This window comes from Geotalea sp. SG265 (assembly GCF_022808985.1).
GTDB lineage: Bacteria > Desulfobacterota > Desulfuromonadia > Geobacterales > Geobacteraceae > Geotalea.
The window spans coordinates 57,850-81,593 of the sequence record NZ_JAKZFT010000007.1 but is presented as its reverse complement, the minus strand read 5'-3'; the positions used below and the strand labels follow the sequence as shown (position 1 = coordinate 81,593).

The window sequence follows — 23,744 nt, the reverse complement described above, 5'->3', positions numbered from 1 at the left end:
AGGTTAATTATGGATCTGGCGGAAATACTCAGTTACGGCTTTCTCCAACGCGCCCTCGTCGGCGGCTCGCTTATTGCCGTGCTTTGCTCGATTTTAGGGGTTTTCCTTGTCCTGCGCCGCTTTTCACTTATCGGTGACGGCCTGGCCCATGTCACCTTCGGCAGCGTTGCCTTTGCCCTCTTCCTCGGCTTCCAGTCGGTACTCATGACCATGGTTGCCATTCCGGTGGTGCTCCTTGCCTCAGTGGGCATCCTCAAGCTGACCGACAAGGCGAAGATCTATGGCGATACCGCCATCGGCATCGTCAGCTCTTTAGGCATCGCCGTCGGGGTGATGCTTGCCAGCAAGGCCGGTGGCTTCAACGTGGATCTCTTCAGCTATCTCTTCGGCAATATCCTTTCCATCAGCATGACCGAACTGCTGTTGGCGGCAGTGCTGTTTCTGCTGGTGGTCATCTCCATTTTCCTCTTTTACAACGAGCTCTTCGCCACTACCTTCGACGAGGACCTGGCCCGCAGTGCCGGCCTCCGCACCAGCCGCGTCAATACTATTCTCGTGCTGCTCACGGCGCTTACCGTGGTCCTGGCCATGAAGGTGGTGGGTATCATGCTCATTTCCGCGCTCCTCATCCTTCCCGCCGTCTCCGCACTGCAGCTGGCACGGAGCTTCCGTGGGGCCATTTTCTTTTCGGCCCTGATCGGCATGGGAACGGTCATGGTCAGTATCTGCCTCTCCCTGGTCCTGAACCTCCCTGCCGGTGCCACCATTGTCCTTTTCAACTTCGCCGTTTTTGCCGTCTCCTTCTGTTTCCGCCTCATTTGCCGCCGTTGATGCCACCTCCGTCTGTCGGAGTTCCTCTCATTAATATTCCCGATCCCACTTTAGCTTCGACACGAACCGCCGATAAGTAGCACGTAGGCTGCTTTTTCCTCGCAACCATAGGGGAAAAGTGCGCCGACTATAAGGAAAATTGCCAATGGAGACGATAATGTCAATGCATCAAGCGGTCACTATTCTACTGGTTGAAGACGATCCGGGTCACGCCCGGCTGATTGAGAAGAACCTGCGCCGGGCTGGTCTCTCCAACGAGATTTTGCACCTGGACAATGGCCAGAAGGCGATCGACTTTCTTTTCAACGAAGGAGAGTATGCCGGCAATGGGACCAGGGTGCCGCTGCTTATCCTCCTCGACCTGAACATGCCTGTGCTGGATGGGTACCAGGTGCTGGCGAGAATCAGGGGGGACGAGCGCACGAAGCGGATTCCGGTAGTGATGCTGACCACCACCGAGAATCCCCAGGAGATCAGCCGGTGCTACAGCCTTGGGTGCAATATTTACGTCACAAAGCCGGTGGAATACGAGAGCTTCTCCAGGGCGATACTCAACCTGGGGCTGTTTCTTTCCATCGTCAAGGTACCCGAGGAGGTGTGACCGCATAAGCGGCACCCGGTTCCGAAAGGGATAGTTTAGGTGACGACAGAAAAGATGGCGCATATTCTCTACGTGGAAGATGATGCAGGGCTCGCTCGGTTGCTCCAGCGAAAACTGCAACGGTGTAACTATGTTGTGGATATTGCCGACAATGGCGAAGCGGGCCTGTCCATGCTCGACGCCGGAGGCTACAACCTGATTCTCCTCGATTACAACATGCCGGTCTTCGGCGGTATGGACTTTCTCAGGATAATGAAACTCAGGAAGGACGCACCTCCGGCGATTATGGTGACCGGCAACGGCAGCGAGAAGGTGGCTGTGGAGGCGCTCAAACTGGGAGCGGCCGACTACGTGGTGAAAGATGCCGAGACGAACTACATGGAGTTGCTGCCCATGGTCATTGAGCAGGTGTTGGAGAAGGAGCATCTGCTCAGGGAGCGGGAACGGATGTTCCTGGCCGTGAAAGAGCGCGAGGAGAGATACCGGAAACTGATCGAGCTTTCTCCGGATGGAATCGCCATACATCAGCAGGGAAAGCTGGTGTTCATCAATCAGAGCGGCCTTGGTATCCTGGGGGCGAGGGAGGAAAAGGAGATTTTAGGCAGGGATCTGGCTGCCATAATCCATTCATCCTGCATGGAGCGGCACCTGGAGCGGTTGGGAATGCTGGCTGGTCACGAATTCGTGCCCCTGTCGGAAGAGAAATTTATCCGCACTGATGGCACCGAGGTGGACGTGGAAGTGGTGACGCTTCCCTTCTCCTACAACGATGTACCTGCCTTTCAGCTCATTTTCCGCGACATCACCGAGCGGAAGGAGGCAAGGGAGCGGCTGGAATTTCTGGCGACCTGTGATCCACTTACCGCTCTTCCCAACCGGGTCCTCTTTTTCGACCGGCTCATGGGGGCCGTTTCAAATGCCAAGCGCTACCAACAGGCGTTTGCCCTGCTCTTCCTGGATCTGGACGGTTTTAAGCTCATGAACGACCAGTATGGCCATGATGTGGGAGATATGCTGCTTAAGGAGGTTGCCCGCAGACTGAGCCGTTGCGTGGCAGATGCCGACACGGTGGCACGCATGGGAGGAGACGAATTTTGCATTCTCTTGAATACGATTAGGAGGCGGGATGCGGAAAACGCTGCCGCAAAGATCATAGCCGCCCTTGCTGAGCCGATCGAGCTCCGCGGGTATTTATGCAGGGTCGGGGCAAGTATCGGCATCAGTATTTTTCCCGAAGATGGCGCCGATCCGGAAAATCTGCTGAAACAGGCGGATACTGCTATGTACCGTGCCAAGGAAAAGGGGCGCAATACCTATCAATTTTTCCATGAACAAGGGGGTCAGGAATGAAGAGGATCGGAATAGTGAAGGGATCGGTGGTGGTACTGCTGTTGGCCGGAATGGTCACGGCGCAGAACGCAGCGGCGGAAACAGTATTGAAGGTGGGTGGCTCGGGGGGACCTTTGGGAGCGGCCCGGCATCTGGCCAAGGCGTACATGAAGACCCACAAGGGGGTTACCATTAAAGTGCTTCCGAGCCTGGGAAGTTCGGGGGGGATAAAAGCGGTCCTCGGCGGAGATCTTGATGTGGCCGTGACCGGACGACCGTTGAAGTCGGAGGAGAAGGCAAAAGGCGCGGTGGAAAAATCCTATGCCAGATCCCCCTATGTCTTCGTCACCAACAAGAAGGTGGCGAAAAAAGCGGTGACCATGCGGGAGGTGGAGGCCTATTACAGCGGCAAGGTACGGAAATGGCCGGACGGCAGCCTGGTCCGGTTGGTGGTTCGACCTGAGAGTGAGAGCGATACCAAGCTCTTGCGCAGCCTCTCTCCAGCCATGGATCAGGCGGTCAAGGCGGCAATCGCCAGAGCGGGCTCAAATTTCGCCGTTACCGACCAGGACAGCATCGACATGGTGATCAAGATTCCGGGAAGCTTCGGTGGCGCGACCCTGACCCAGGTGCTGGCGGAAAAGCTGCCGGTGAATGTCCTGGCGCTGGACGGGGTGAAGCCATCGGCCAATGGAGGAGTCAGGAAAAGGTACCCTATCTGGAAGGAATTCTTCGTTGTTAACTCCCAGACCGCTTCGGCGGCGGCAAAGGATTTCGCCGCGTTCTTTTCCTCTCCCCAGGCGAAGAAGATTCTTGCCACTTACGGCAACACTCCCCTTTAACGGAGGCTCCCTTGAAGGGTGACCCGGCCATGAGCCCAGAACAGAAGAGGTTGATCAAGATAACCACCAGCATTGCCGCAACGGTTGCCCTTGCCATTGTGGTGGCGCTGCCCGTGGTCTACTACATGACTTCCTACCGCTATATGCAGGGAGCTCTGGAAACGGAAGCGGAAATAAACGCCCGCAATGTGGCGGCCATTATCCGCAGCAATCCAGATTTGTGGCGTCATGAAACGCTGCGGCTCGAAGAGCTCCTGAAAAGGCGCCCCCGGGGGGGGAATGCCGAGATCAGGCGGATTTATGACAAAAATGGTGAACTGTTGGTGGAAAGCGCGGACCAGCTCCATCGACCCATCATCTCAAAAAGCTATCCATTGAAGGATACCGATGTGGCGGTGGGCAAAATAGAGATCAGCCGCTCCCTGGCACCCCTTTTACGGCGCGTTGTCCTGGTGACATCGGTAGGGATGGTCCTGGGAGCCGCGGTCTTTATTTCCCTGATCATGCTTCCTAGAAGGGCGCTCTACGAGCTAAAAGAGGCGGACGAGCGACTGCAGCGCTTTGCCCAGAATCTGCAGGAAACCAACGAGGAACTGAAAAGCTTTGCCTATATCATTTCCCACGATCTGAAAGCCCCCCTGGTCAACATCAAGGGGTTCGCCGGCGAGCTGCAGATGTGCCTGCAGGAGTTGGAAACCATTCTGGAAAAGGAGCCGGAACGGTCCCGGGGGGATGACGGCAAACGGATAGATGAGATACTTGAAGCCGATGTGCCGGAAGCCATTGGGTTTATCAATTCATCGGTCAGCCGTATGGACAACCTGATCGGATTGATCCTGAAGCTGTCCCGCCTGGGCCATCGTGAGCTGAAGCCGGAGCCGGTGGATCTGAACGACCTGGTAGAGGGCATCCTGAAATCGATGGCCCATCAGCTGGAGCAAAAATGCGCCCAGGTATCGGTGGCGAAACTGCCGCAACTGGTTCAGGACCGGGCTGCTCTGGAGCAGATCTTCGGTAATCTGCTGGACAATGCGGTAAAGTATCTTGATTCCGAACGACCGGGCAGGCTCGAAATCTGGTTTGAAGAACGACATGAGGAACATATATTTAATATCCGTGACAACGGCAGAGGTATATCCCCTGACGATCAAGTCAAGGTGTTTGAAATTTTCCGCCGGGCGGGAAAAGAGGATGTTCCGGGAGAAGGGATGGGACTTGCCTACGTAAAAGCCCTGATACGCAGGCTTGGCGGGCAGATATGGTGCGTCTCCGAATGCGGAGTCGGCAGCACCTTCAGCTTCAGCCTGCCATCTACGGAAGATGGGTGGTAACGGGCAAAAACGCAGGAGAGGACATGGTGGACGATAAAGGAACAGTGGCGGGCGAAGACAGGCGAGCGCGCATTCTGTACATGGAAGATGATGCCGGCCTGGCCAGGATTCTCCAAAAGACATTGCAACGGCTGGGCCACTCGGTCGACTTGGCGGGAGACGGCGAGCAGGGGCTGGCCATCGTGGCCACCGGCAACTATGATGTGGTGCTGGTGGACTATAACATGCCCGTGTGCAGCGGTATGGAAGTGTTAAAGCTCCTCAACGACCGTGAGAAACATCCGGCGGTCATCATGGTAACAGGCAATGGCAACGAAAAGATCGCCGTGGAGGCGCTCAAGCTCGGAGCCAGCGACTATATCGTCAAAGATGTGGAAATGGGCTATCTGGAGCTGCTTCCCCTGGTCATCGACCAGGTCATGCAGAAACAGCAACTTGTAGCCGAACGACAGCAGATGATAGCCGCCATGCACGAGAGTGAATGGCGCTACAGGAAGCTGGTCGAGCTCTCTCCCGACGGGATCGTCGTCTGCAGCAAGGGAAAATTCTCCTTCATAAATCCGGCCGGAATCGCACTTTTGGGTGCGCCTGGGGAGGAGCACCTGCTCGGCATGCCGATGATCGATTTCGTCCATCCCGACTTCAAGCAGATCTTCATTGCCCAGCTGCGGAACATGGAAGAGTCCGGCTACAACGTTCCCTGGATCGAGGAGCGGTTCGTCAGGTTCGACATGGCCGATATCGACGTGGAGGTATCTGGCGTCCCCTTCACGTTCAACGGCGAACCGGCCGTGCAGATCATCTTTCGCGACATCACCGAACGAACCCTGGCCAAGCGTCGGCTGGAACAGCTGGCCCATTACGATGTCCTGACCTCCTTGCCGAACCGGGCCTTGTTTTTCGACCGGTTCAGCACCGTGCTGGAGCAGGGCAGCCGTTACGGGCTGAGCTTCGCGCTCCTGTACATGGATCTGGATCGTTTCAAGGAGATAAACGACAGGCAGGGGCATGACGTGGGAGATCTGCTGCTGCAGAAGGTGGCGCAGCGGTTGAACGACTGCGTGCGCAAGGCCGATACCGTGGCACGTCTGGGAGGGGATGAATTTGCCGTTATTCTCTCCCGCATCAAGGTCCCGGGCGATGCCTCAGTAGTGGCGGAACGAATCATCAATGAACTGACAAAACCTTTCGATCTCAGGAGATGCCAGGGGTCTATAGGCGTCAGTATCGGTATCAGCATTTTCCCCGAAGATGGTGCCGACATGGAGATCCTGCTCAAAAAGGCCGATACGGCCATGTACCAGGCCAAGCAAAGCGGCGGCGGATTCAGATTTTACCAGTCTGGAGAGGGTAATTTAACTTGACTTTTATTTTTCAGGCATGGTAGCTTTCTGACGTTTTTCGCCAAATCCTTCCCATGCCCGCCCGGGCCGGTCAATCAGAAAGAGCGATAAAAATGGCCCAAGAAAGGGATGACGCCTTCTGGATGGGCAAAGCGATTGCCCAAGCCGAAAAAGCCGCCGCCCGGGGTGAAGTTCCCATCGGTGCCGTTATCGTCAGGGATGGTAAAATAATTGCCAGGGGGCACAATCTGCGGGAAGGAAAGCAGGACCCCGCAGCCCATGCCGAATTGATTGCCATCCGTCGGGCGGCGAAAAAAACGACCAACTGGCGGCTGCTCGGCGCGACCCTTTATGTAACGCTGGAACCGTGCCTGATGTGCATGGGGGCCATTTTGCTGGCGCGGGTGGAAAAGGTGGTCTTCGGCTGTTACGACCCGAAAGGTGGAGCGGCCGGATCGTTGTACGACCTGTCCGATGACAGGCGGCTCAACCACCGGGTGACGCTGGTGCCGCGGGTCAGGGAAGGTGAATGCGCCGCCCTGCTCAGTAACTTTTTCGCTGACCTGCGCAGGAAAAAAAAGCAGTAAAAACAACAGAATAGCAATACACGGAGAGGTGTCCGAGTGGTCGATGGTGCCTGACTCGAAATCAGGTGTACGGCAACGTACCTAGGGTTCGAATCCCTACCTCTCCGCCATTTAAAACAATGGGTTACAGCATAAACGCTGTAACCCATTTGTTCGTTTGAAGCCTTGATGTGGTCTCTGGTGTGGTCTCTTTTGCCTGTGCTGGGATGAAACAGATTGAACTTTTGTCGTTAATATTTCGATCCCCACTGCTGCGTCTTCCCCCTCCTTTCCCTCTTCCGCCTGCAGTGTTCCATCTTGCATCCCACACATTCCTCTACCCCTCCCCCCTCCCCCCCCCTCTACCGGGAGAGAGGGCATACCCTACCCCCATACCCCATTTATCATGTGTATATATTAAAAAAAATTGAAAAGGAGTCACATACAACATCTCCAATTTTTTTTGCTGTGATATTGACAAAACATTAACAAAAATTAAAATTATCTAACCCAAAACACGGCCTCTCGTTCACCAAGCATCCATCAAAAAAAGGAACCAAAATGGGATTTCTTCGGTCATTACTTGGGACAAAAACTGCTGGAATGATGGCTTGCTTTGACATCGCAAAGCCATTAACAAAGGAGGCGGTAATCTCTGCAGGGATGCTTCTACGACATAGTGAGTATTTCCCGGAGGAACAACGGGTCGTTAAGCTTAAAGCATCTGCTATGCTATTCACCCTGTACTTCATGCATTATTTCAACCGCGAGTTCTTTTCGAGATATGGCAGTCAGAAACTTTCCACTGCTCAACGTGCTCTTTTTCCGACAGTACTGTTAGAGTTTAACAAGCTGACCGAAGATAATATCAGTACCAAGTTTTTTTATGATTCATTTTATACTATTGAAAATTCGTTTGTTCACTGCAATAATCACGGTTCAGCTAAAGATTATGATAATACAAGTACTGTTATAGGTGTATTTGCACGGTCATTAAGTTCTGCGATATGTAATGACAATCATTTGCATTGTGATTTAATGGTTGACATTGCTTTTACCACAGAAGAGGCTATAGAAAGAATATACTTTGAACCAAAAATTACAGAGTTATCACGTTGGTATTAATGGCAACAGTCTGTCCTGAGTACATAATCAACTGTTAGGTCAAAGACCAAGGCAATTAATCCAGATAATGTTTTACAAAAATAAAATCCTATCGAATGTTTGGCATGCACTTGAGTAGTTATGCTAATTTATGTTAATCCTTAATTGATGGGGTGAGTGAATTGTCCACTTCAAGACAGGTCAAAGACCTTAGCGTAAGGCAGAAGAGATTTGTATCAGGTATCGCTGATGGATTTGACCAAAAGACAGCAGCAGAGAACGCTGGGTATCATCACCCTGCCATCGCGGGGTGTCGATTGATGAAGTCTTCGGCTGTTAAAAGGGCAATGACTGAGGTACTGGAAGAACAGGGGCTTGATGATGCCTATATTGCGGGGAAGGTTCGGCAGTTCTGTGAAGCGGTAAAGGCCGACGAGCCGGGTACTCCCCCTGACTACGGAGTTCAATTGCGTGGGGTGGAGATGCTGTGCCGCCTAAAGAACCTGTTTAAGCCAGAAATGCAGGTAGAAAAGGTAACAGTGACGTATGAAGAGAAAATAGAGCTCCTTGAAGAGATCAGGAAAAACCCAGAAGAGATGATGGCCAAGCTGCAAAGGCGGCTTATACAACTGAGACAGGAATAATACCGCCTTCTTAGCTCTAGGCAGAAATACCTTTTAGGCTTATTCTATGTCATATTCAGTATGTTAACAAAAGACGATCAGCTACGACTTCTCCTTCAAGAGATTGGCCTTCCATCTGAAATCGCTTAAGCATGGATCGTCCACAGTTAACATAGACTTCCCTCTCAAAGAGACGCTCTGGGATCGGCAGAGAACACTGATGCTTTCCTGATTTTTTGTGCCCATCGATGCTCAATGCAACATAGACACCACGTTTTTTACATCTATCTATAGCTGAAAACAAATCAGATAGAGTAAAAGACTGCGCACCATAAAGGATTGTCTGACTGTGGCTGTAGGGCGGGTCACAGTATATAAGGTCACCCGGTTTTGCCATCTCCATCGCATCAGAAAAATCAATGCATTTAAAGCTTGTCCCTTGCGTTCGCTTATGCCAGTCATACACTCTTTTGGAAAAGTTGTCGGGTGGCATGGGGCTATGAACCCCACAAGGTGTAGACATGTACCCATCAGTCTTTCTGAACCTCATGACTCCACCATAACAGGATCGGCTGAGGAAAAGAAGGTCTGCCGCATTTGGAGCAGCGTTATAGCGTGCTTTAACGGCTTCGTACCCCTCCTTTTTCCCACAAGTCATCATGTAATCCCATCTTTCTGAATACCACCGTATAAGCTTTTCTGGGTCTTCCTTCAAGACATGCCATATTTCCATGAGCGGCGAGAAACAGTCAGACCCTACTCCATCCAGAGGGGCAAGAGTGCCCAAGACAGCACCACTTCCGAGAAAAGGCTCGAAGTACCTGCCAAATTTTGATGGAAAGCAGGAAATGATCTCATGGGCGAAACGTTGCTTGTTCCCAATCCACTTAAGTAGCTGGCCTTTCATTGGCTCAACATTGAACAGTGGGTCTGGAGCAACATCAACTACAGGTAACTGCATTAAAACCTCATTTATTAAAAAAATGATTGGGGTTGGGGCTTTATATGTGATATAGACCAGACATGAAAATAGCTGAAAACCTCATAAACCACAACTTCATTCTTTTTTTGGGACAGAATTAGGACACCGCAATATTGCCGCATCGGTAACAACATTTATTGTATGCATTTTTGCTATGACTTCAGGAGGTTACAGTGCAAGCTGACAAAAGGTTCAGGCAGCAGGACCCGTCTTTCTGGGCATATGTAAGGTCAATAAGCGAATTCCATGGCTATAGCAGCAAGAAAAGAGGAAAAGAAAAAGAAAATAATCGAGTATTGGAACCCACTATTGAGCAAATCGCCACTGCTCTTAAAAAGTTAAATTTGAAATCGGACCATGTTTTAGCCGATGGAAAGCCTACCGATCTTGGAAGAAAGCTTGTCGAGTATTTCTCCTATAGAGCACAGGTTCTGAACAATTTTGTGGAGCCACGGCTCATGAAGGTAGAAAGGGCAAAGGCTGTTTATGAGCAGTTAAAAACTACTTTCAAACCTACCTGCCCCTTGCCTATGAATAAACAGAAAGGCGAAAAGAGAACGGTCGCTTATTTTACAGCTATTATCAACATGCTTATAGAAAAGCATGGAGCTGGCTGCGCATGTGATTTTAATCCTACCCGACTGACAACCGTTACCAAGGATGGAAGACCACTAAGGACATTATCAAGAAGGCTTGATGGCGCGTTTCCGTGTACCGAAAATCCTTTGGCTGTCTGGGAAGTGAAGGAATATTACCACACGACAACGTTTGGTAGTCGAGTTGCAGATGGTGTGTATGAAACTCTTCTAGATGGGATGGAACTTGAACAGCTTACGAAAGACGAAAACATTGAAGTTCTGCATTATCTGATGATCGATGCCCATTACACATGGTGGGTAAAAGGCAAATCATACTTGTGTAGGTTGTTTGACATGCTCCATATGGGCTACATTGATGAGCTTTTAGTTGGATATGAAGTAGTAGAAAAACTTCCCGGGATTGTCGCGGGGTGGGTAAAGGCTAGTTCCATACCCAAGACTGTAAAGCCCGTAGCTGCTACTGAAGTTCCTGCCGCAGTTATAGTCTCTTTAAAAGATGAAGAGGCTATTAAAGGTGTAACAGCCAAGTGATTCTTGGAGAACACGCAATGGAGCGTATGTTAATGTCCTCGGAGGGGCCGCACAGGCTATTACAGCAACTTACTGCATGGCCCCCATACCTTCCTATTCCTCCTCTGTATCTTGCTGCTCTGATAGGTTCCACTGGCAATATTGGGTTAAACTGCACCCAGAAACAAGACAGGGGCGGATATCCTCCCCTTCAATACACTCATAACACTTAGCCTTAATTGCTTCAGCGCGCGTTAGACGTTCCCCTCGCAGATGGCGTAAGAGATCAGCCTTACCGGGTTTCCTTGCCCACCTTTTTACATTCCGTAGAATTTCTTCTCTTTTAGTCAATGCTTGCCTCCCTTTATTTTTCTTTAATTTCATCCAGCACCCATAGAGGAATGGTCCGGGGTGCCCCCGGTTTCCGACATCACCTCGTAAGACTCGATTGCAATTGCGCCCTGCAATTGCGCCCTGCAATGTTAGGTCTAAGTCTAGGTCTATCTTTGACGATAGGTATTGCCTTTAGAAGGGGGGTGAGTTTCTCTGTTCCTGTTTCCTATTCATATTTTGGTTTGAACGGAGTGTTTCCAGAAACTGTCTTCTAAGCTCGGGTTGCACAAACCGCCCTTCACATTCCACTAAAAGCTCTGCTTGACAGAGTCTGCGGAGAAAAACCCGCATTTCGATGCTGCTCAGTCCCATTCTTTCAGCCACAATGCCACAATCGCTCTCCCGGAGACCGCAGGAGAATATCCACAGCCAGTCAACCAATTGGAGGAAGTCACCCTTGTCCTGTCGTGAGAGAGCCTGAAAACGCGCGTCCCGCAACCGATTTTCCGGGATGGTGCTATAGTACGGTAGCCGACGTTCATCAAGGGGGTCGAAGGTGTAGATGTCGATGACGGCATCCTCCATTTTCCGCCTGCCCTGCTTTTTCTTCACAGATTTCAGGTCAAACATGTACGCCTCCAGTAATGACTGATACCTCAGTATTTTGGAGAGATGTCATCGGTTTTCTCCTTTGACAACAGTTCAGGCCGGACATCTGCTGCTCATCCATGCCCGAACTTCCGACAATAGATAGCCAACAGCACCCTCCGAAAGCTGTCGTCGCTGTGGAAATTCCCCCTTTTTTTCCAGTCGCCAAACAGTGGTGCGTGAAAGGCCCGTTAACGCTTTCAGGTCTTTGGGACGAACAAAGGATTCTACAGTCATATTCCCTCCTTTTCTGGGTTGAAAAAATGGCAAAGTTGCCGTAAGATCAGTTTCGGTATCAATCATTCTTTTTCAAATATATAAATTCTGTTTCAGAGTTTTATTATCTGTTACAGAATTTGTCAAGGGTTTTTTTATGGCCAAAAAATTTGAGATTTTTCCGGGGACAATAGCTGAGTCATTACAGGCTAATATGCCAGATGATCCTATGCCGCACCCTGAAGATGAAGCTGCTTGGCATGCTTGGCATGATCGCCATGACAAGATAGTGGAGTCATTTTTTCAGGCGCGGAAGCTTGCCCGCCTTCATGATGCCCTTGAGCAGTTAGACGTTAAAAAAAGGGGCAGGGTTAAGGATGTTGCCGAGAAGACAGGCTATTCGGCAAGTAGGGTAAGTGATTTATTGGCTGGAAAGGTGCCTCTGAATGATCGGTTTATCATGGCAGTATGCAGCGCCTATAGCATTAACGAAGGATGGATGCGTGGGGATGATGATGCGTCTTTACAGGTAGCCAGCCCTTTACCAGCTAATGCAATTGAAGGTGCCGGATTGGAAAAACTTGATGTGGCTATCATAGAGGCAATAAAAGAGCTAAAAAAGTTGCCCGAATCTGAAAGGTGGGCCTTTGTCGCCGAACTCAAGAGGAGAAACGCCCAGAACTAGGGACTTCAATTGTCATTTGCTCTTTTGCTTATTTGAGGGGCGAAGCCTGCCATCAAAATCACTTGTGGCGAGGGAGGAAGGTTCAAAAATCATCTGTGACAAGAGGAAACCCACATTTATTATAAAAAAAGGCCCTGCACTGAACTGTAGGGCCTTTTTTTCTCTACGGGGAGTGAATCATGCATTAATCAGCTATTTTTTCCTTGTATGCAGGGAAATCACCTTTGCTTCTTTGCCAGATATAACGCTGGTAAGCTTGTGCGCCAAAGCCTCAAGTGCTGACTGTTTCTCCTTGGCATAATCATAGCGGTTGTATATATGCCCCATCCCCTGCTTTTGCTTAGTGGTATGGTTCTGAACCCGATCGATGATGTCACCCGTAACCCCTATCTCTGCCATAAAAGTTGACGCTGTCCGCCGAAGATCGTGCGGAGTGAAGTAGGCGATCTGTAGCCGGTCCACAACCTTGCTTTCAGGCTTATGTGGCAGATTGTCTTTTATGGCCTTATTCATGGTGCGGGTTTTATAGGGGCTAGGCTCTGTATTCCGCGTCTTTCCCTTCCGAGGGGTGGCAGGTGATTCGAAGATGTAACCAGTTTTACAGCCAATAACGTCCAGTGCCATGTCAGTCAGATATACCCGGTGTGCCTGTCCATTTTTAGATACATCAGGAGGAATTGTCCACCACCGGCCATTGATCTGAGAAGAATGCATACTGATGACTTCACCGGGCCGTTGTCCTGTGATAAGAAGCAGCTTCAGGGCGCGGCGGACGCTGTCACTCATCTTCGCCTTATCGAGATTTGGCCAAAGGGTTTTGATTTCGTCGGCTGTTAAGGCACGTTCGCGGGGTTTTTCCTTTGAAGGGCGGTCCATTCCCATGAAAGGGTTCGCCTCGAAGATGGCGCGATCAACAGCATAGGAAAAAAGTTTGCGGGTATAAGCCAAGACGCGGTTGGCCATGACTGGTGCCCGCCGTTTGATCTCGTCCAATACGAGCACTAAATCACGGCGACGTATGTCGGTGATCTTTCGCTTTCCCCACCTAGGAGCGATCTCTGCCTTTAGGGCTCGCTCGATTTCCTTCCACCCGCGGTTATGTTCCTTGGCGTGCTGGTTGATATATTCATCGATAAAATCAGCAACAAAAGGGGTATGCCTCCGTTCAGTAACGGCGCGTTCTCTTTCTCCCAATGGGTCCTTCCCTTCGCCGTACTGTTTTTTAGCAATCGTGTACCGCCTTCTTGCTTCGGCAAGGGAAATGCCGCCATTAGTCCCCGTGTCATAATGGCCAAGGTTAAGAAACCGACGCTTGCCGTCGAAGGTATAGAGGTAGAAAAAGGTCTTGATGCCTGATGGAAGAACACGGACACCAAAACCATCTCCTTCTCGGATATCCTGTATTTTGCCAGTAGGCTTGAGATTCATGATGTATTTATTGGTGAACTTGTCCTTGCCCATGGATAACCCCTATTATGTGGTTTATGGTGTGGTTTCCGTGTGGTCTGCAAGAGGTGAAAAAACATGAACCACATGAAACAATAATAGGATCGAAAACAAGGTCAGTCAAGGCTTTTAAGGATTGCTAAGATCATGTATGAAACAAACAGAAACATAAGAATAAATGACTCGAAATCAGGTGTACGGCAACGTACCTAGGGTTCGAATCCCTACCTCTCCGCCATTAAAACCCAGTGTAATCAGGCGGTTACACTTTTTGCCCCCCTGGCTTTCACAAGACTTTCACAATGAAGGTTTTTGTAGGAGGACAGGGGGGTTCTCTTTACCTCGACAAAATCCCTTCCAAAATACTCCAGAATGTCCAGATAGTCCTCTTCGATCCCTTCAAGGTAATTCCCGTATACCTCGAAAACCATTTGTTTGCTGCCGTGCCCCATTAATCTAACGAGCTAGCGCGGCTCGACCCCAATCAAGGGGCTGTAGGCCTGTAGGCCCGAATAAAGATACTAATGACGATGAAGCTTTTCATAGGATGCCTCCGCCTCTTTCTGGGCTTGTAACTGGCGCTGGATCAGCTTTTCCAGTTTGGGCACCTGGATGCTGCCGAGGATCTTCTCCCGAATGATCCCGTTCCGATCCAGGATGAAGATGGTGGGGAACCCCAAGCCGTGATACCGCTTGAAGATGGCAGAATTATCATCGGACAGCATCGTAAAGGTCACTCCATTGTTTTTTGCGTAGGACTCGACCTCCTTTCCTGAGTCTCTTTCGTTGATGGCCAGAATCGCGAGCCCTTTGTCTCTGTTGTTGTCATAAAAGGGTTCTAGGTGTTTCAGATTGTTGCCGCAGCATGTGTTTGCCCAAAAATAGATGACGACAATCTTCCCCTTTAAGTCGCCAAGGCTGATGGCCTTGCCGTAGATGTCTTTTCCTGAAAATTGCGGCGCGACTTCACCAATTTTCACCCCTTGATGCTGCTGTTCACAGCCGGAGGAAAAGAGAAGGCTGCCCCAAGCCCAGATCAATATCAGGAGCTTCAAGCGAGGAATACTCGAAAATTTTTTCACTACAATCTCCTTCCGCAACGAAAATTTCCAGTGTCTACCCAGTGCCCCGTCGATAATGGCCGTGGCTTCAAGGAATGCAATATTCAATAAATTTAATATATATTTCCGTTGCAGGTGTCAACCCTGTAGCCTTTGACCTCACCGACTGTTGCAATGTGTCCCTCCTGTAAGTGGTGTTACAATTATGGGAAAAGAAACTAATCCAACGCCATTTTAAGGGAGGTGTGCCCATGGCTACGAAAGCACCAACACATCAGTACGGTGGAAAGGATTTTGTGGCGGCAGTCGCTGCCGGCCTTGCCGGCATGGCCGTCACGGGAGTTGCGGACAGGCTGCTTGAGAAGCTGGTAAGCGACGAACAGAAAAAGCGCGACAAAATGGTGCGGAAAGGGACTGCCCATGAAGTGGCGGGTCCGTACTTCGCCGAGAAGATACTTAAGAAAGAGTTGGGCGAGAAGGGTAAGAAGAGGGCAAGGAGGGCTTTCGGTCTCACCTACTCGCTGGTTTGGGGAACCATCTATGCCGCGTTGAGGAGGAAATATCCGGGACTTTCCCGTGCGGCCGGGCTCCCCTTTGCCATTCCGTTCTTCTTTGCCTGTGATGGACTGATGGCGCCCCTTCTCGGCGTTTCGCCAAAATTGAACAAGGTGCCGTGGCAGCCAAATGCAAAAGAGATGGCGAATCACATTGCATGGACGGCCGGAGCCGAGATGGTCCACCGGGCTGTGGGCAGGTAAGGGCCGGAAAGGAGCAACAGCATGGCACGGTCAAGAGAGTTCCTGTACCGGGAATTACCACCCTGGCTCAATACTGTCCTCGTTTTCGGCACATTGGCCACGGTCGTCTATTTCGAGATCAAGCGTCCGCTGCGCAAGATGCGCCAGGACAAGTTAATCCGCAATGGGCGCAATGTCTTCATGTCCCTGACGACAGCCGCAACCATTTCCCTGACGGAAAAGCCGGTTACCGCACCCCTCTCCCGGGCGGTGGAAAAGTACGGTTTCGGGCTCCTCAAGCACCGTCGCCTGCCGGTCTGGGCCGACGTGCTGCTGTCGGTGGTGCTCCTGGACTACACTCTCTACATATGGCACTACCTCACCCACAAGGTGCCGTTCCTCTGGCGGTTCCACCTGGCCCACCACGTGGACCTGGATCTGGATGCCTCAACCGCCCTGCGGTTCCATGCCGGCGAAATGCTGCTGTCGGTGCCGTGGCGGGCGACGCAGGTGGTTGTCTTGGGCATTTCCCCATTTTCCCTGGCGCTCTGGCAGACCCTGACCCTGATGGAGATCATGTTCCATCACTCCAACGTTCGTCTTCCATTCGACCTGGAAAAGCGGCTCTGTCGCCTGATCGTCACGCCGCGCATGCACGGCATCCACCACTCCATAGTTCGGGCGGAAACCGATTCCAATTGGTCGACGATCTTCAGCTGGCCCGATTACGTTCACGGCACAATCCTGCTGAACGTGCCCCAGGACAAGATAACCATCGGGGTCACCAGTTATCAGAATCCCAAAGAGTTGACGGTCGGCAAGATACTGAAGCTGCCATTCAAGGTTGACCGGCCAAGCTGGCGCACGCCCCAGGGGGAAGAATTGCAGCGGCAGGATGTTCCTGCCCCGGCAACGTCACTGGCCCCCGATGGGGTGCAGGCGGAAATGATGCCGTCCACCAAGCGGGGCCAATGACGGCCAACGATAGCCAGAGCGTGAATTAGCCTGGTCGCGCATTATCCCTGACCTGGGAGCGGGTGAGAGCCCGACTCTTCCGACTTTCCCAATTCGTACCCTCCATTAACCAAGGACCTACGGCTTGCAAGCTGCAGGTCCGTTTCTTTTTCCGGCGCAAATGCTCGGCTGATGACAGAGGCAATGCCAATGTAAATTTTTTGTTGACATAAGTTACCAAATGCAATAATGTACCAAGCATGCGCGACGCCAATGAATTCAAAAAAACCAAACTAGACCAGTTGCACGCCCTTTGCCGGGCCAAGGGGCTTCCCTTGACGGTGCAGCGCACGGTCATCATGGACGCTCTGGCTGCCAGAACCGATCATCCCACTGCCGATGAGATCTATGAGGAAGTAAAACCGCTGTTGACCGGGGTTTCCAGGACGACGGTGTACCGGGTGCTGGAAGCCTTCGTCGCCCACGGCCTGGTACAGAAGATTGGCAGCAGCGCAGCCAAGGCCCACTTCGACGCCGATGTCGCCAGGCATCACCACCTGGAGTGCATCCGTTGCGGGGCGATCAGCGACATCCCCCATTGCGAGGCTTATGACATACCCTTACCCTCATCTGAGGGGAACCGGCACCAGGTATTGGACTACGCCATTCATTTCAGGGGGGTCTGTGCCCGGTGCCGATTCGCTGGGCAGGACCCCCCGGAAGAATCCGCTTAATCTCTTTTGTTGCAGCAATAGCCACAGATCCGTTTGCGAAAACGGCAAACTGAACCAGGAGGAGGTACCCATGGAATTCGTATCGCTGGAGGACATAGTCAAATTCGCCGTGCAGCGTGAAGAGGAGGCGGTGCAGCTTTATTCGGAAGCGGCAAGGCTCTCCACGGACATCGCCTCGCGGAAGATGTTTGAGTCATTCGTTGCCGAGGAGAAGGGGCACAAAACGGTATTCAGCAACATCGATTTTGCCCAGGCGGAACAGTTGCGCGCCCAGAAAATGCCGGACATGGGGATCAGCAAATATCTTGTGTCGATCCCCCTGCGCCCGAACATGACCTATACGGAAATTTTGCAATATGCTGTCAAGACGGAAGAAAATGCCTATCACCTGTACAAGATCGCTGCCGATGCAACTGATGACCCCCAGCTGAAGAAGACGCTGCTGGTCTTTGCCGACGTAGAACTGGGGCACAAAAAGAGAATCGAGGATATTTACGAAGCCCATGTCTTGACCGAGAACTAAAAGTCAGACCACCAAAGGCCTTGCTAAAAGCGGCCTGTAAACTTAAGAGGGAGGAAAACATGAAGAAATATGTCTGCAGTGTTTGTGGTTATATCCATGAGGGGGATGCACCGCCCGCCGAATGCCCGGTCTGCAAGGCACCGGCGGAGAAGTTCGTCGTCAAGGAGGAAGGGGTCCTGACCTGGGCCGATGAGCATAAAATCGGCGTTGCCCAGGGCATCGATGCAGAGATCGTGGAAGGGCTCAAAAGAAACTTCGTCGGGGAATGCACCGAGGTCGGCATGTATCTCGCCATGAGCCGCCAGGCAGACCGGGAAGGCTATCCCGAAGTGGCTGAGGCCTACAAGCGGATTGCCTTCGAGGAGGCGGAACATGCCGCAAAATTCGCCGAACTATTGGGCGAAGTGGTCAAGTCCGATACGAAAACCAACCTGACCATGCGGGTCGATGCGGAGCACGGCGCCTGCCAAGGTAAGAAAGATCTGGCGACCAAGGCGAAGCAGCTGAACTACGATGCCGTCCATGACACGGTCCACGAGATGTGCAAGGATGAAGCCCGCCATGGGCAGGTCTTTGCCGGGCTGTTGAAGCGGTACTTCTAGGCGGGACCGGTATACTGCAAATAGAATTTAGGTACGGCCTGCAGCATTGCGTTTCCGTATCCAATCCAGCACAAAATTAAAGGCCCTCGGCAACCCCGAGGGCTTTTTGTTTTCTCAGAAGAGCACCTTCTCCTGGCGTTCTCCGGCAGGATCAGCAAGCGCTCGAAGAACTGCGGCACCTTTGCAATTTAGCGTTACTCCTCGACTGAGGTCAAGGGCTAGGTGTTGTAAAACACTTTTATAAAAAACAGAAAATTAGCTTGACGATATTATGGTAATATAGTACTACTTTACCAAATGCGGCAGAAGCATGTACCGAAGCTGCATGAAAATTTAAAACAGTCTCCGAGCCGCGGCGCCTAAAGGGAAATTCCCCACGGCGGTCCGGCCTACGGGTATCGCGGGAAACGGCGGTGCCTTCCTTATGCAAAGGGGACCTGAGCGGCGTGGAGCTATGTCCACGTCGTCAAGGGGCCTTTCTATCCAGAGATGCCCCTTTTGTTTTGCCGCTACGCTCTCAAGCCGAGAACGTGGGAAGTGCAGCATGAAAATTTGAAACAGTCTCCGAGCCGCGGCGCCTAAAGGGAAATCCCCATGGCGGTCCGGCCTATGGGTATCGCTGGAAACGGCCTTGCCTTCCTTATGCAAAGGGGACCCAACGGCGCGGAGGTGTATCCGCTACGTCAAGGGGCCTTTCTATCCAGAGAGCCCCTTTTTTCGTCAAGGCTGAAAAGTGCGCCGGATGGCTCAAAACAAAAAGCTGAAGAATGACGCTGAGCAACTCATGTAACAGAAAGGGGGCAGGAATGAAATACGAAGAGGTCGGCTGTTATCTGGAAATCAATGTGGCGACGGGGAATATCGAGCGCGTGGCCCTGGATCCTGAGGTAATGAGGGAGCATCTCGGACGTTCCGATATCGGCATCAGGGAAGCATGCGGCGGGTTCTGTCAGCATTCGATGCAGACGTGTCTCCGCATAGAAAAATAGGAATCAACCGTAATCTTTAAAGAGGGGGAAACATGAGATACGCAGAAGCAGGATATTATCTGGAAGTGGATCTGGCCACCGGCAATGTCGAGCGGGTGGCCACCGATCCCAAACTGATGGAGCTCCATCTTGGGGGGTTGGGTACCAGTGTCAAGCTGCACTGGGACCGGGTGCCGCCGGAAACGAAGGCCTTCGACCGGGAGAATCTGCTCGTCTTCAGTACAGGCCTGTTAAACGGCACGCCGGTCTTCAGCGCCAACCGCACCGTCGTTTCGTTCATCTCGCCCCAGTCGGACACCCTGGCCTATCCCATGATGGGTGGATTTTTCGCCGCCGAGATGAAGTATGCGGGCTACGACAAGATCGTTTTCAAGAACAAGTCGCCCGACTGGGTCTACCTCTACGTGAACAACGACAAGGTGGAGCTCCGCGACGCCTCCCACCTGAAAGGCAAAGGGGCGGTGGAGACCCAGGAACTGATCCGCAAGGAGCTGCGCCAGCCCAAGGCACAGGTGGCGGCCATCGGCCCGGCGGGGGAAAATCGCGTTTTCACCGCTTCCATCGAGCAGGCCCGTTCCAGCGCAAGCCGGCTCGGGGGGGGCGCGGTCATGGGGGATAAGAAGATCAAGGCAGTCGCCATCCGCGGCACCAAGGATGTCTTCCTCGCCCGCCCCGAGGAGTTTATGAAAGAACTGCAGGGGGTTACCGATTACATCAAGTACCGCTGGGATAACCCGATCAAGGATGTCATGACAATACTTTCCGGCATCGGATCACCCCAGGAGATGCTCCATACGGACGAAAAATGGCATACGGAAAACTTTGCCTGGGGCAACGCCCGCACCCGACGCCGGGATTTCTGGACGGAAGAGATCGATGCCTCCTGGTCCAAGTCCCAAAATGCGGCTGTGAAACGGCTCATCAGTTGCTACAACTGCCCGACCCATTGCGGCGCCCTGATCTCCCACAAGGACACCCCTCGCTACATGGCCAAATGCTTCGGCAAGCTCACCTATGCCATGGCGGCCTACGTGGACGACCTGGATTTTTCCTGGAAGATCCTCCAGCGCGCCACCGAGTACGGGGTCGATTCCTTCTCGACGCCGCAGATCCTGGCCTTTGCCGTGGAACTCTACGATGCGGGCATTCTCACCGACAAGGATTTCGAGGGGTGTCCCAAGGACAAGGAGGGGCGGTTCTTCTGGCTCCTCGACCGGGTGGCGCACCGGGAGGGGATCGGCGACATCCTCGCCGACGGGGTCTACTTCGCCGCCCGCAAGATCGGCAACGGTGCCGAGGAATTCGACCACAACACCATCAAGAAGCACGAGCAGCTCCCCGTCAAGCTGGGGACCCTGGATCCGCTCTACTTCCTCATGTATGCCACCAACGAGAAGATCAGCATCACCCAGATGGAGGGACAGTGGCCCCAGTCGGCCTTCCCCACCATGGAGCAGCGGGAGGAATTCGTCCGCGACTGGCCCCAGATCCCCGATGAAAAGTTCAAGCAGTACGTGCTGGACTGGGAGCTGCGGGGAGAAAAGGCGATCCCCTACTATCCGACCCCACCCATGTGCTGCGAGATCGTCGACTGGATGGAGATGATGCACAACATCGACGATGCCGTCGGCATGTGCTGCGGGATGTCCTCCTTCTGCCTCAAGCCCCCCTATCACATCCATAACTACCCGAGGCTCATCTCGGCGGCAACGGGCATGGATCTGGACGAGACGGGGCTGAAGCAGATCGCCAACCGGAGCCGAAACCTGCACCGGGCCTACAACAACCGCAAGGGAATCACCAGGAAGGACGAAAAAACCCCCGCCGACCACTGGAAGCGGCGCTTTCCCGAACTGGAGGATGAACTCCTCTCCACCTATTACACCTATAAAGGGTGGAACCAGGATGGCATTCCGACGCGGGAGAGGCTGGAAGAACTGGATCTGGGCTACGTGGCAGACGACTTGGAAAAGAGGGGGATATTGAACGATGGCAAAAATTAAAAAGAAAGTCAGGACCATTACCGTCAATGCGGACAAGTGCAATGGTTGCCGGACCTGCGAGATCATGTGCTCCGCCTTCCATGCCGTGCCGCCGTACAGCAGCAACAACCCGGCCCGCTCCCGCATCCAGATCATCACCAACCGCCTCGAAGACATCTGGATGCCGGTTTTCGCCGGGGAGTACACCGAGTCGGAATGCATGGGAAGGAACAAGTACATCATCGACGGCAAGGAGTACAGCGAGTGCGATTCCTGCCGTGCCTCCTGCCCGGCAAGGGACCTGTTCAAGGAGCCCGACTCCGGCCTGCCGCTCAAGTGCGACATGTGCGACGGAGAAGACGTGCCGGTCTGCGTCAAATGGTGCCTGGTGGATGCATTGGTCTACGAAGAGCGGGAGGAGGAAGTGGAAGAAAACGAGGTCAAGCAGAACACGAGCGAAATGGAAATCGGTCTTGAATCGCTGGTGAAGAAACATGGTTTCGACAAGGTGATGGACACGGTGGCGCGCCTTTCGCTGAAGGGATGACATGGACGAAGCGGAACAGCTGCAGCTGGAGATGGCCGATGATGTCCGGCGACGCTTGCAGGAGCGGATGATCCTTCCGGAAGATGTGGAGAGGGTCATCCGCCAGGCGGAGATGAGCGGTCGAAAGCTGATCGGCCAGGTTACCGGCAGGTATCTGGCAAGCCTGCGGCCGAAGGCGGTCACCTTTTGGGTGGAATACAGCCAGGAGAGGGAAGGGTATCGGGTGCATAGCGCCTATTCCCACCGCATGGTCATGAAGTCCAGCGGCAGCACCGCCGAATGGGAGAAGACCGGCAAAGTCGCCGGCAACTGGCTCTGCAACCAGTGCCGGATTCCTGTGGAAGAGCAGACGGTGCGGCTGCAGTACATGCAGTCGATCTTTCCCATCAAGCTCCCCGCCTGTTCCGGATGTGGTTTCATCCTTATCGACGAGGAACTGGCGATCACCAAGGTGGCAGAAGCGGAACAGGCGCTGGAAGATAAGTAGTCACGGAGATATCGTGAACGGAGTGACATACAACTGGCTGGAGATGTGCCACCAGGTGGGGCCGTGCCTGCGGCCGGGTGGGATCGAGCTGATCGACAGGGCGCTGCAGCTCTGCACCCTCCCTGTCGGCGCCCGTATCGTCGATATCGGCTGCGGTGCCGGGGGAACTTTGCACCACCTGGAACAGAGCGGCCGGTACCGCCTCGTTGGAGTGGACCGGTCCGATGCGCTCCTCGCCGAAGCGGCGAAACACCTGCACACGGCTCGGCTCATGCCGGGGGATGCGGAAAAAATCCCGCTCTCCACTGAATCCGCCGATCTCCTCCTCTGCGAATGCGTCCTCTCCATCGTCGAAAACAAGGGAGCGTCGCTCGCCGAATTTGCCCGGGTGGTAAAGGAAGGGGGATACCTTGTTATCAGCGACCTGTTCAGGAAATCGAGCCTGGAAATGGCCGCAAGCCCAAGCACCGTGCCCGGCCGGGAGGACCTCCTGCAGCTATTGGCAACCCATGGGTTTTCCCTGCTTTTGTGGGAAAACCATGATCGACTCCTCAAAGAATTCGTCGTACGGATGATCTTCTCCGGCCGGTGCCTGCCCGCGCCATGGGGATATGGCTGCAGCAAGGGGGACCTTCCGGCCATGGGTTATTTTCTGTTGGTTGCTCGCAAGGAGAGGGAAAGGGGGGGACGGCATGAACGAAATTTTTCTTGATCTGTTGCGCCTCAAGACAAGGGGATACTGCTGCTCCCAGATCATGGTGGTGCTGGCCTTGGAGGCACAGGGGAAAAGCAATCCCGATCTGGTGCGATCAATGGGGGGGCTCTGTTTTGGCATCAATTGGAGTGGTGAGACGTGCGGCGCTCTCTTGGGGGGTGCGGCCATTCTGGGCCTTTACGGGGGAAAGGGGCGGGACGAAGAGGTCCCTGATTCCGATTACCCGCTGATGATGACGGAGCTCGTTGACTGGTTCGGGGAAACAGCCGATATGGCATACGGCGGCAGGCGCTGCAGCGAAATACTCGAAAAAAGCCCCGACCACAGCATGTGCGCCAGGATTGTTGTCGACATCTACGGAAAATGCCGGGAAATCCTCATGCGCAGCGGCTTCGATCCTGCCCTCGGCAGGAAAGGGTGAGCA

The 23,744-nt window shown here is 52.9% G+C and carries 28 protein-coding genes, 1 tRNA gene and 2 riboswitches; of the genes, 23 read left to right on the top strand and 6 right to left on the bottom strand.

What is annotated here, in order from left to right; genetic code table 11:
* The first annotated feature begins 9 nt into the window (after positions 1-9).
* The 10 genes from ML541_RS10345 (at position 10) to ML541_RS10300 (ending at position 8,591) form a co-directional block, all read left to right on the top strand.
* Positions 10-831, top strand: coding sequence for a metal ABC transporter permease (locus tag ML541_RS10345; protein WP_243372750.1), 822 nt, complete (start codon positions 10-12; stop codon positions 829-831).
* 157 nt (positions 832-988) lie between these two features.
* The gene (locus tag ML541_RS10340; RefSeq protein ID WP_243372749.1) at positions 989-1,432 is read left to right on the top strand and encodes a response regulator; all 444 of its coding nucleotides are present in this window, start codon (positions 989-991) and stop codon (positions 1,430-1,432) included.
* Positions 1,433-1,471: 39 nt separating this feature from the next.
* Entirely contained in the window at positions 1,472-2,782 is a 1,311-nt protein-coding gene (locus ML541_RS10335) for a diguanylate cyclase (RefSeq protein ID WP_243372748.1), read from the top strand.
* Positions 2,779-3,603: a substrate-binding domain-containing protein gene (locus tag ML541_RS10330; RefSeq protein WP_243372747.1), complete on the top strand. Its 825-nt coding sequence runs from the start codon at positions 2,779-2,781 to the stop codon at positions 3,601-3,603. Before ML541_RS10335 ends, ML541_RS10330 begins: the two co-directional genes overlap by 4 nt.
* An 11-nt stretch (positions 3,604-3,614) precedes the next feature.
* A complete protein-coding gene (locus ML541_RS10325) occupies positions 3,615-4,934 on the top strand; it encodes an ATP-binding protein (protein WP_243372746.1) in 1,320 nt (439 codons plus the stop codon).
* Between the two features lie 23 nt (positions 4,935-4,957).
* Entirely contained in the window at positions 4,958-6,298 is a 1,341-nt protein-coding gene (locus ML541_RS10320) for a diguanylate cyclase (protein WP_243372744.1), read from the top strand.
* Positions 6,299-6,390: 92 nt separating this feature from the next.
* Entirely contained in the window at positions 6,391-6,864 is a 474-nt protein-coding gene (gene tadA, locus ML541_RS10315) for a tRNA adenosine(34) deaminase TadA (RefSeq protein ID WP_243372743.1), read from the top strand.
* Between the two features lie 22 nt (positions 6,865-6,886).
* A tRNA-Ser gene (locus ML541_RS10310) sits at positions 6,887-6,974 on the top strand.
* Between the two features lie 430 nt (positions 6,975-7,404).
* Positions 7,405-7,968, top strand: coding sequence for a hypothetical protein (locus tag ML541_RS10305; RefSeq protein ID WP_243372741.1), 564 nt, complete (start codon positions 7,405-7,407; stop codon positions 7,966-7,968).
* Between the two features lie 161 nt (positions 7,969-8,129).
* Complete coding sequence (locus ML541_RS10300; protein ID WP_243372739.1) at positions 8,130-8,591, top strand: hypothetical protein; 462 nt, start codon at positions 8,130-8,132, stop codon at positions 8,589-8,591.
* Positions 8,592-8,646: 55 nt separating this feature from the next.
* On the opposite strand, the gene ML541_RS10295 is transcribed toward ML541_RS10300, so the two are convergent.
* Positions 8,647-9,531, bottom strand: a complete 885-nt coding sequence (locus tag ML541_RS10295; RefSeq protein WP_243372737.1) for a DNA adenine methylase — start codon at positions 9,529-9,531, stop codon at positions 8,647-8,649.
* A gap of 194 nt (positions 9,532-9,725) precedes the next feature.
* Here ML541_RS10295 and ML541_RS10290 point away from each other — a divergent pair, with 194 nt between their 5' ends.
* Positions 9,726-10,682: a hypothetical protein gene (locus tag ML541_RS10290; protein WP_243372736.1), complete on the top strand. Its 957-nt coding sequence runs from the start codon at positions 9,726-9,728 to the stop codon at positions 10,680-10,682.
* Positions 10,683-11,186: 504 nt separating this feature from the next.
* On the opposite strand, the gene ML541_RS10285 is transcribed toward ML541_RS10290, so the two are convergent.
* Both ML541_RS10285 and ML541_RS18975 read right to left on the bottom strand, forming a co-directional pair.
* A complete protein-coding gene (locus ML541_RS10285; protein ID WP_243372735.1) occupies positions 11,187-11,624 on the bottom strand; it encodes a hypothetical protein in 438 nt (145 codons plus the stop codon).
* A 72-nt stretch (positions 11,625-11,696) separates the two neighbouring features.
* Positions 11,697-11,879: an AlpA family phage regulatory protein gene (locus ML541_RS18975; protein WP_347710801.1), complete on the bottom strand. Its 183-nt coding sequence runs from the start codon at positions 11,877-11,879 to the stop codon at positions 11,697-11,699.
* A gap of 136 nt (positions 11,880-12,015) precedes the next feature.
* On the opposite strand from ML541_RS18975, the gene ML541_RS10280 reads away from it, so the two are divergent.
* Positions 12,016-12,543 (top strand): helix-turn-helix transcriptional regulator, encoded by a 528-nt coding sequence (locus ML541_RS10280; protein WP_243372734.1) that lies wholly within the window; start codon positions 12,016-12,018, stop codon positions 12,541-12,543.
* 192 nt (positions 12,544-12,735) lie between these two features.
* Here ML541_RS10280 and ML541_RS10275 read toward each other — a convergent pair whose 3' ends face one another.
* The 3 genes from ML541_RS10275 to ML541_RS10265 form a co-directional block, all read right to left on the bottom strand.
* Positions 12,736-14,004 (bottom strand): site-specific integrase, encoded by a 1,269-nt coding sequence (locus ML541_RS10275; protein WP_243372733.1) that lies wholly within the window; start codon positions 14,002-14,004, stop codon positions 12,736-12,738.
* 239 nt (positions 14,005-14,243) lie between these two features.
* Positions 14,244-14,420: a hypothetical protein gene (locus ML541_RS10270; protein WP_243372732.1), complete on the bottom strand. Its 177-nt coding sequence runs from the start codon at positions 14,418-14,420 to the stop codon at positions 14,244-14,246.
* Between the two features lie 90 nt (positions 14,421-14,510).
* Positions 14,511-15,071, bottom strand: coding sequence for a TlpA disulfide reductase family protein (locus tag ML541_RS10265; protein ID WP_243372731.1), 561 nt, complete (start codon positions 15,069-15,071; stop codon positions 14,511-14,513).
* Between the two features lie 230 nt (positions 15,072-15,301).
* Here ML541_RS10265 and ML541_RS10260 point away from each other — a divergent pair, with 230 nt between their 5' ends.
* The 11 genes from ML541_RS10260 (at position 15,302) to ML541_RS10210 (ending at position 23,741) form a co-directional block, all read left to right on the top strand.
* On the top strand, positions 15,302-15,808 hold the full coding sequence (locus ML541_RS10260) for a DUF1440 domain-containing protein (RefSeq protein ID WP_243372730.1): 507 nt from the start codon (positions 15,302-15,304) through the stop codon (positions 15,806-15,808).
* 21 nt (positions 15,809-15,829) lie between these two features.
* Positions 15,830-16,762, top strand: coding sequence for a sterol desaturase family protein (locus tag ML541_RS10255; RefSeq protein WP_243372729.1), 933 nt, complete (start codon positions 15,830-15,832; stop codon positions 16,760-16,762).
* Positions 16,763-17,001: 239 nt separating this feature from the next.
* Entirely contained in the window at positions 17,002-17,475 is a 474-nt protein-coding gene (locus ML541_RS10250) for a transcriptional repressor (RefSeq protein WP_243372727.1), read from the top strand.
* A gap of 70 nt (positions 17,476-17,545) precedes the next feature.
* A complete protein-coding gene (locus ML541_RS10245; protein WP_243372726.1) occupies positions 17,546-17,998 on the top strand; it encodes a ferritin family protein in 453 nt (150 codons plus the stop codon).
* A gap of 59 nt (positions 17,999-18,057) precedes the next feature.
* Positions 18,058-18,600, top strand: a complete 543-nt coding sequence (locus tag ML541_RS10240) for an NADH peroxidase (protein ID WP_243372724.1) — start codon at positions 18,058-18,060, stop codon at positions 18,598-18,600.
* A 331-nt stretch (positions 18,601-18,931) separates the two neighbouring features.
* Positions 18,932-19,051, top strand: a riboswitch (molybdenum cofactor riboswitch).
* A gap of 99 nt (positions 19,052-19,150) precedes the next feature.
* A riboswitch (molybdenum cofactor riboswitch) is annotated at positions 19,151-19,269 on the top strand.
* Between the two features lie 137 nt (positions 19,270-19,406).
* The gene (locus ML541_RS10235; protein WP_243372722.1) at positions 19,407-19,589 is read left to right on the top strand and encodes a ferredoxin; all 183 of its coding nucleotides are present in this window, start codon (positions 19,407-19,409) and stop codon (positions 19,587-19,589) included.
* 32 nt (positions 19,590-19,621) lie between these two features.
* A complete protein-coding gene (locus ML541_RS10230) occupies positions 19,622-21,592 on the top strand; it encodes an aldehyde ferredoxin oxidoreductase C-terminal domain-containing protein (RefSeq protein WP_243372721.1) in 1,971 nt (656 codons plus the stop codon).
* Positions 21,579-22,118: a (4Fe-4S)-binding protein gene (locus ML541_RS10225; protein ID WP_243372720.1), complete on the top strand. Its 540-nt coding sequence runs from the start codon at positions 21,579-21,581 to the stop codon at positions 22,116-22,118. The genes ML541_RS10230 and ML541_RS10225 overlap by 14 nt, the downstream gene beginning before the upstream one ends.
* A gap of 1 nt (position 22,119) precedes the next feature.
* Positions 22,120-22,605: a DVU_1557 family redox protein gene (locus ML541_RS10220; protein ID WP_243372719.1), complete on the top strand. Its 486-nt coding sequence runs from the start codon at positions 22,120-22,122 to the stop codon at positions 22,603-22,605.
* Positions 22,606-22,618: 13 nt separating this feature from the next.
* Positions 22,619-23,317 (top strand): DVU_1556 family methyltransferase, encoded by a 699-nt coding sequence (trsM, locus tag ML541_RS10215; protein ID WP_243372718.1) that lies wholly within the window; start codon positions 22,619-22,621, stop codon positions 23,315-23,317.
* The gene (locus ML541_RS10210) at positions 23,298-23,741 is read left to right on the top strand and encodes a DVU_1555 family C-GCAxxG-C-C protein (protein WP_243372717.1); all 444 of its coding nucleotides are present in this window, start codon (positions 23,298-23,300) and stop codon (positions 23,739-23,741) included. The genes trsM and ML541_RS10210 overlap by 20 nt, the downstream gene beginning before the upstream one ends.
* Positions 23,742-23,744 lie beyond the last annotated feature (3 nt).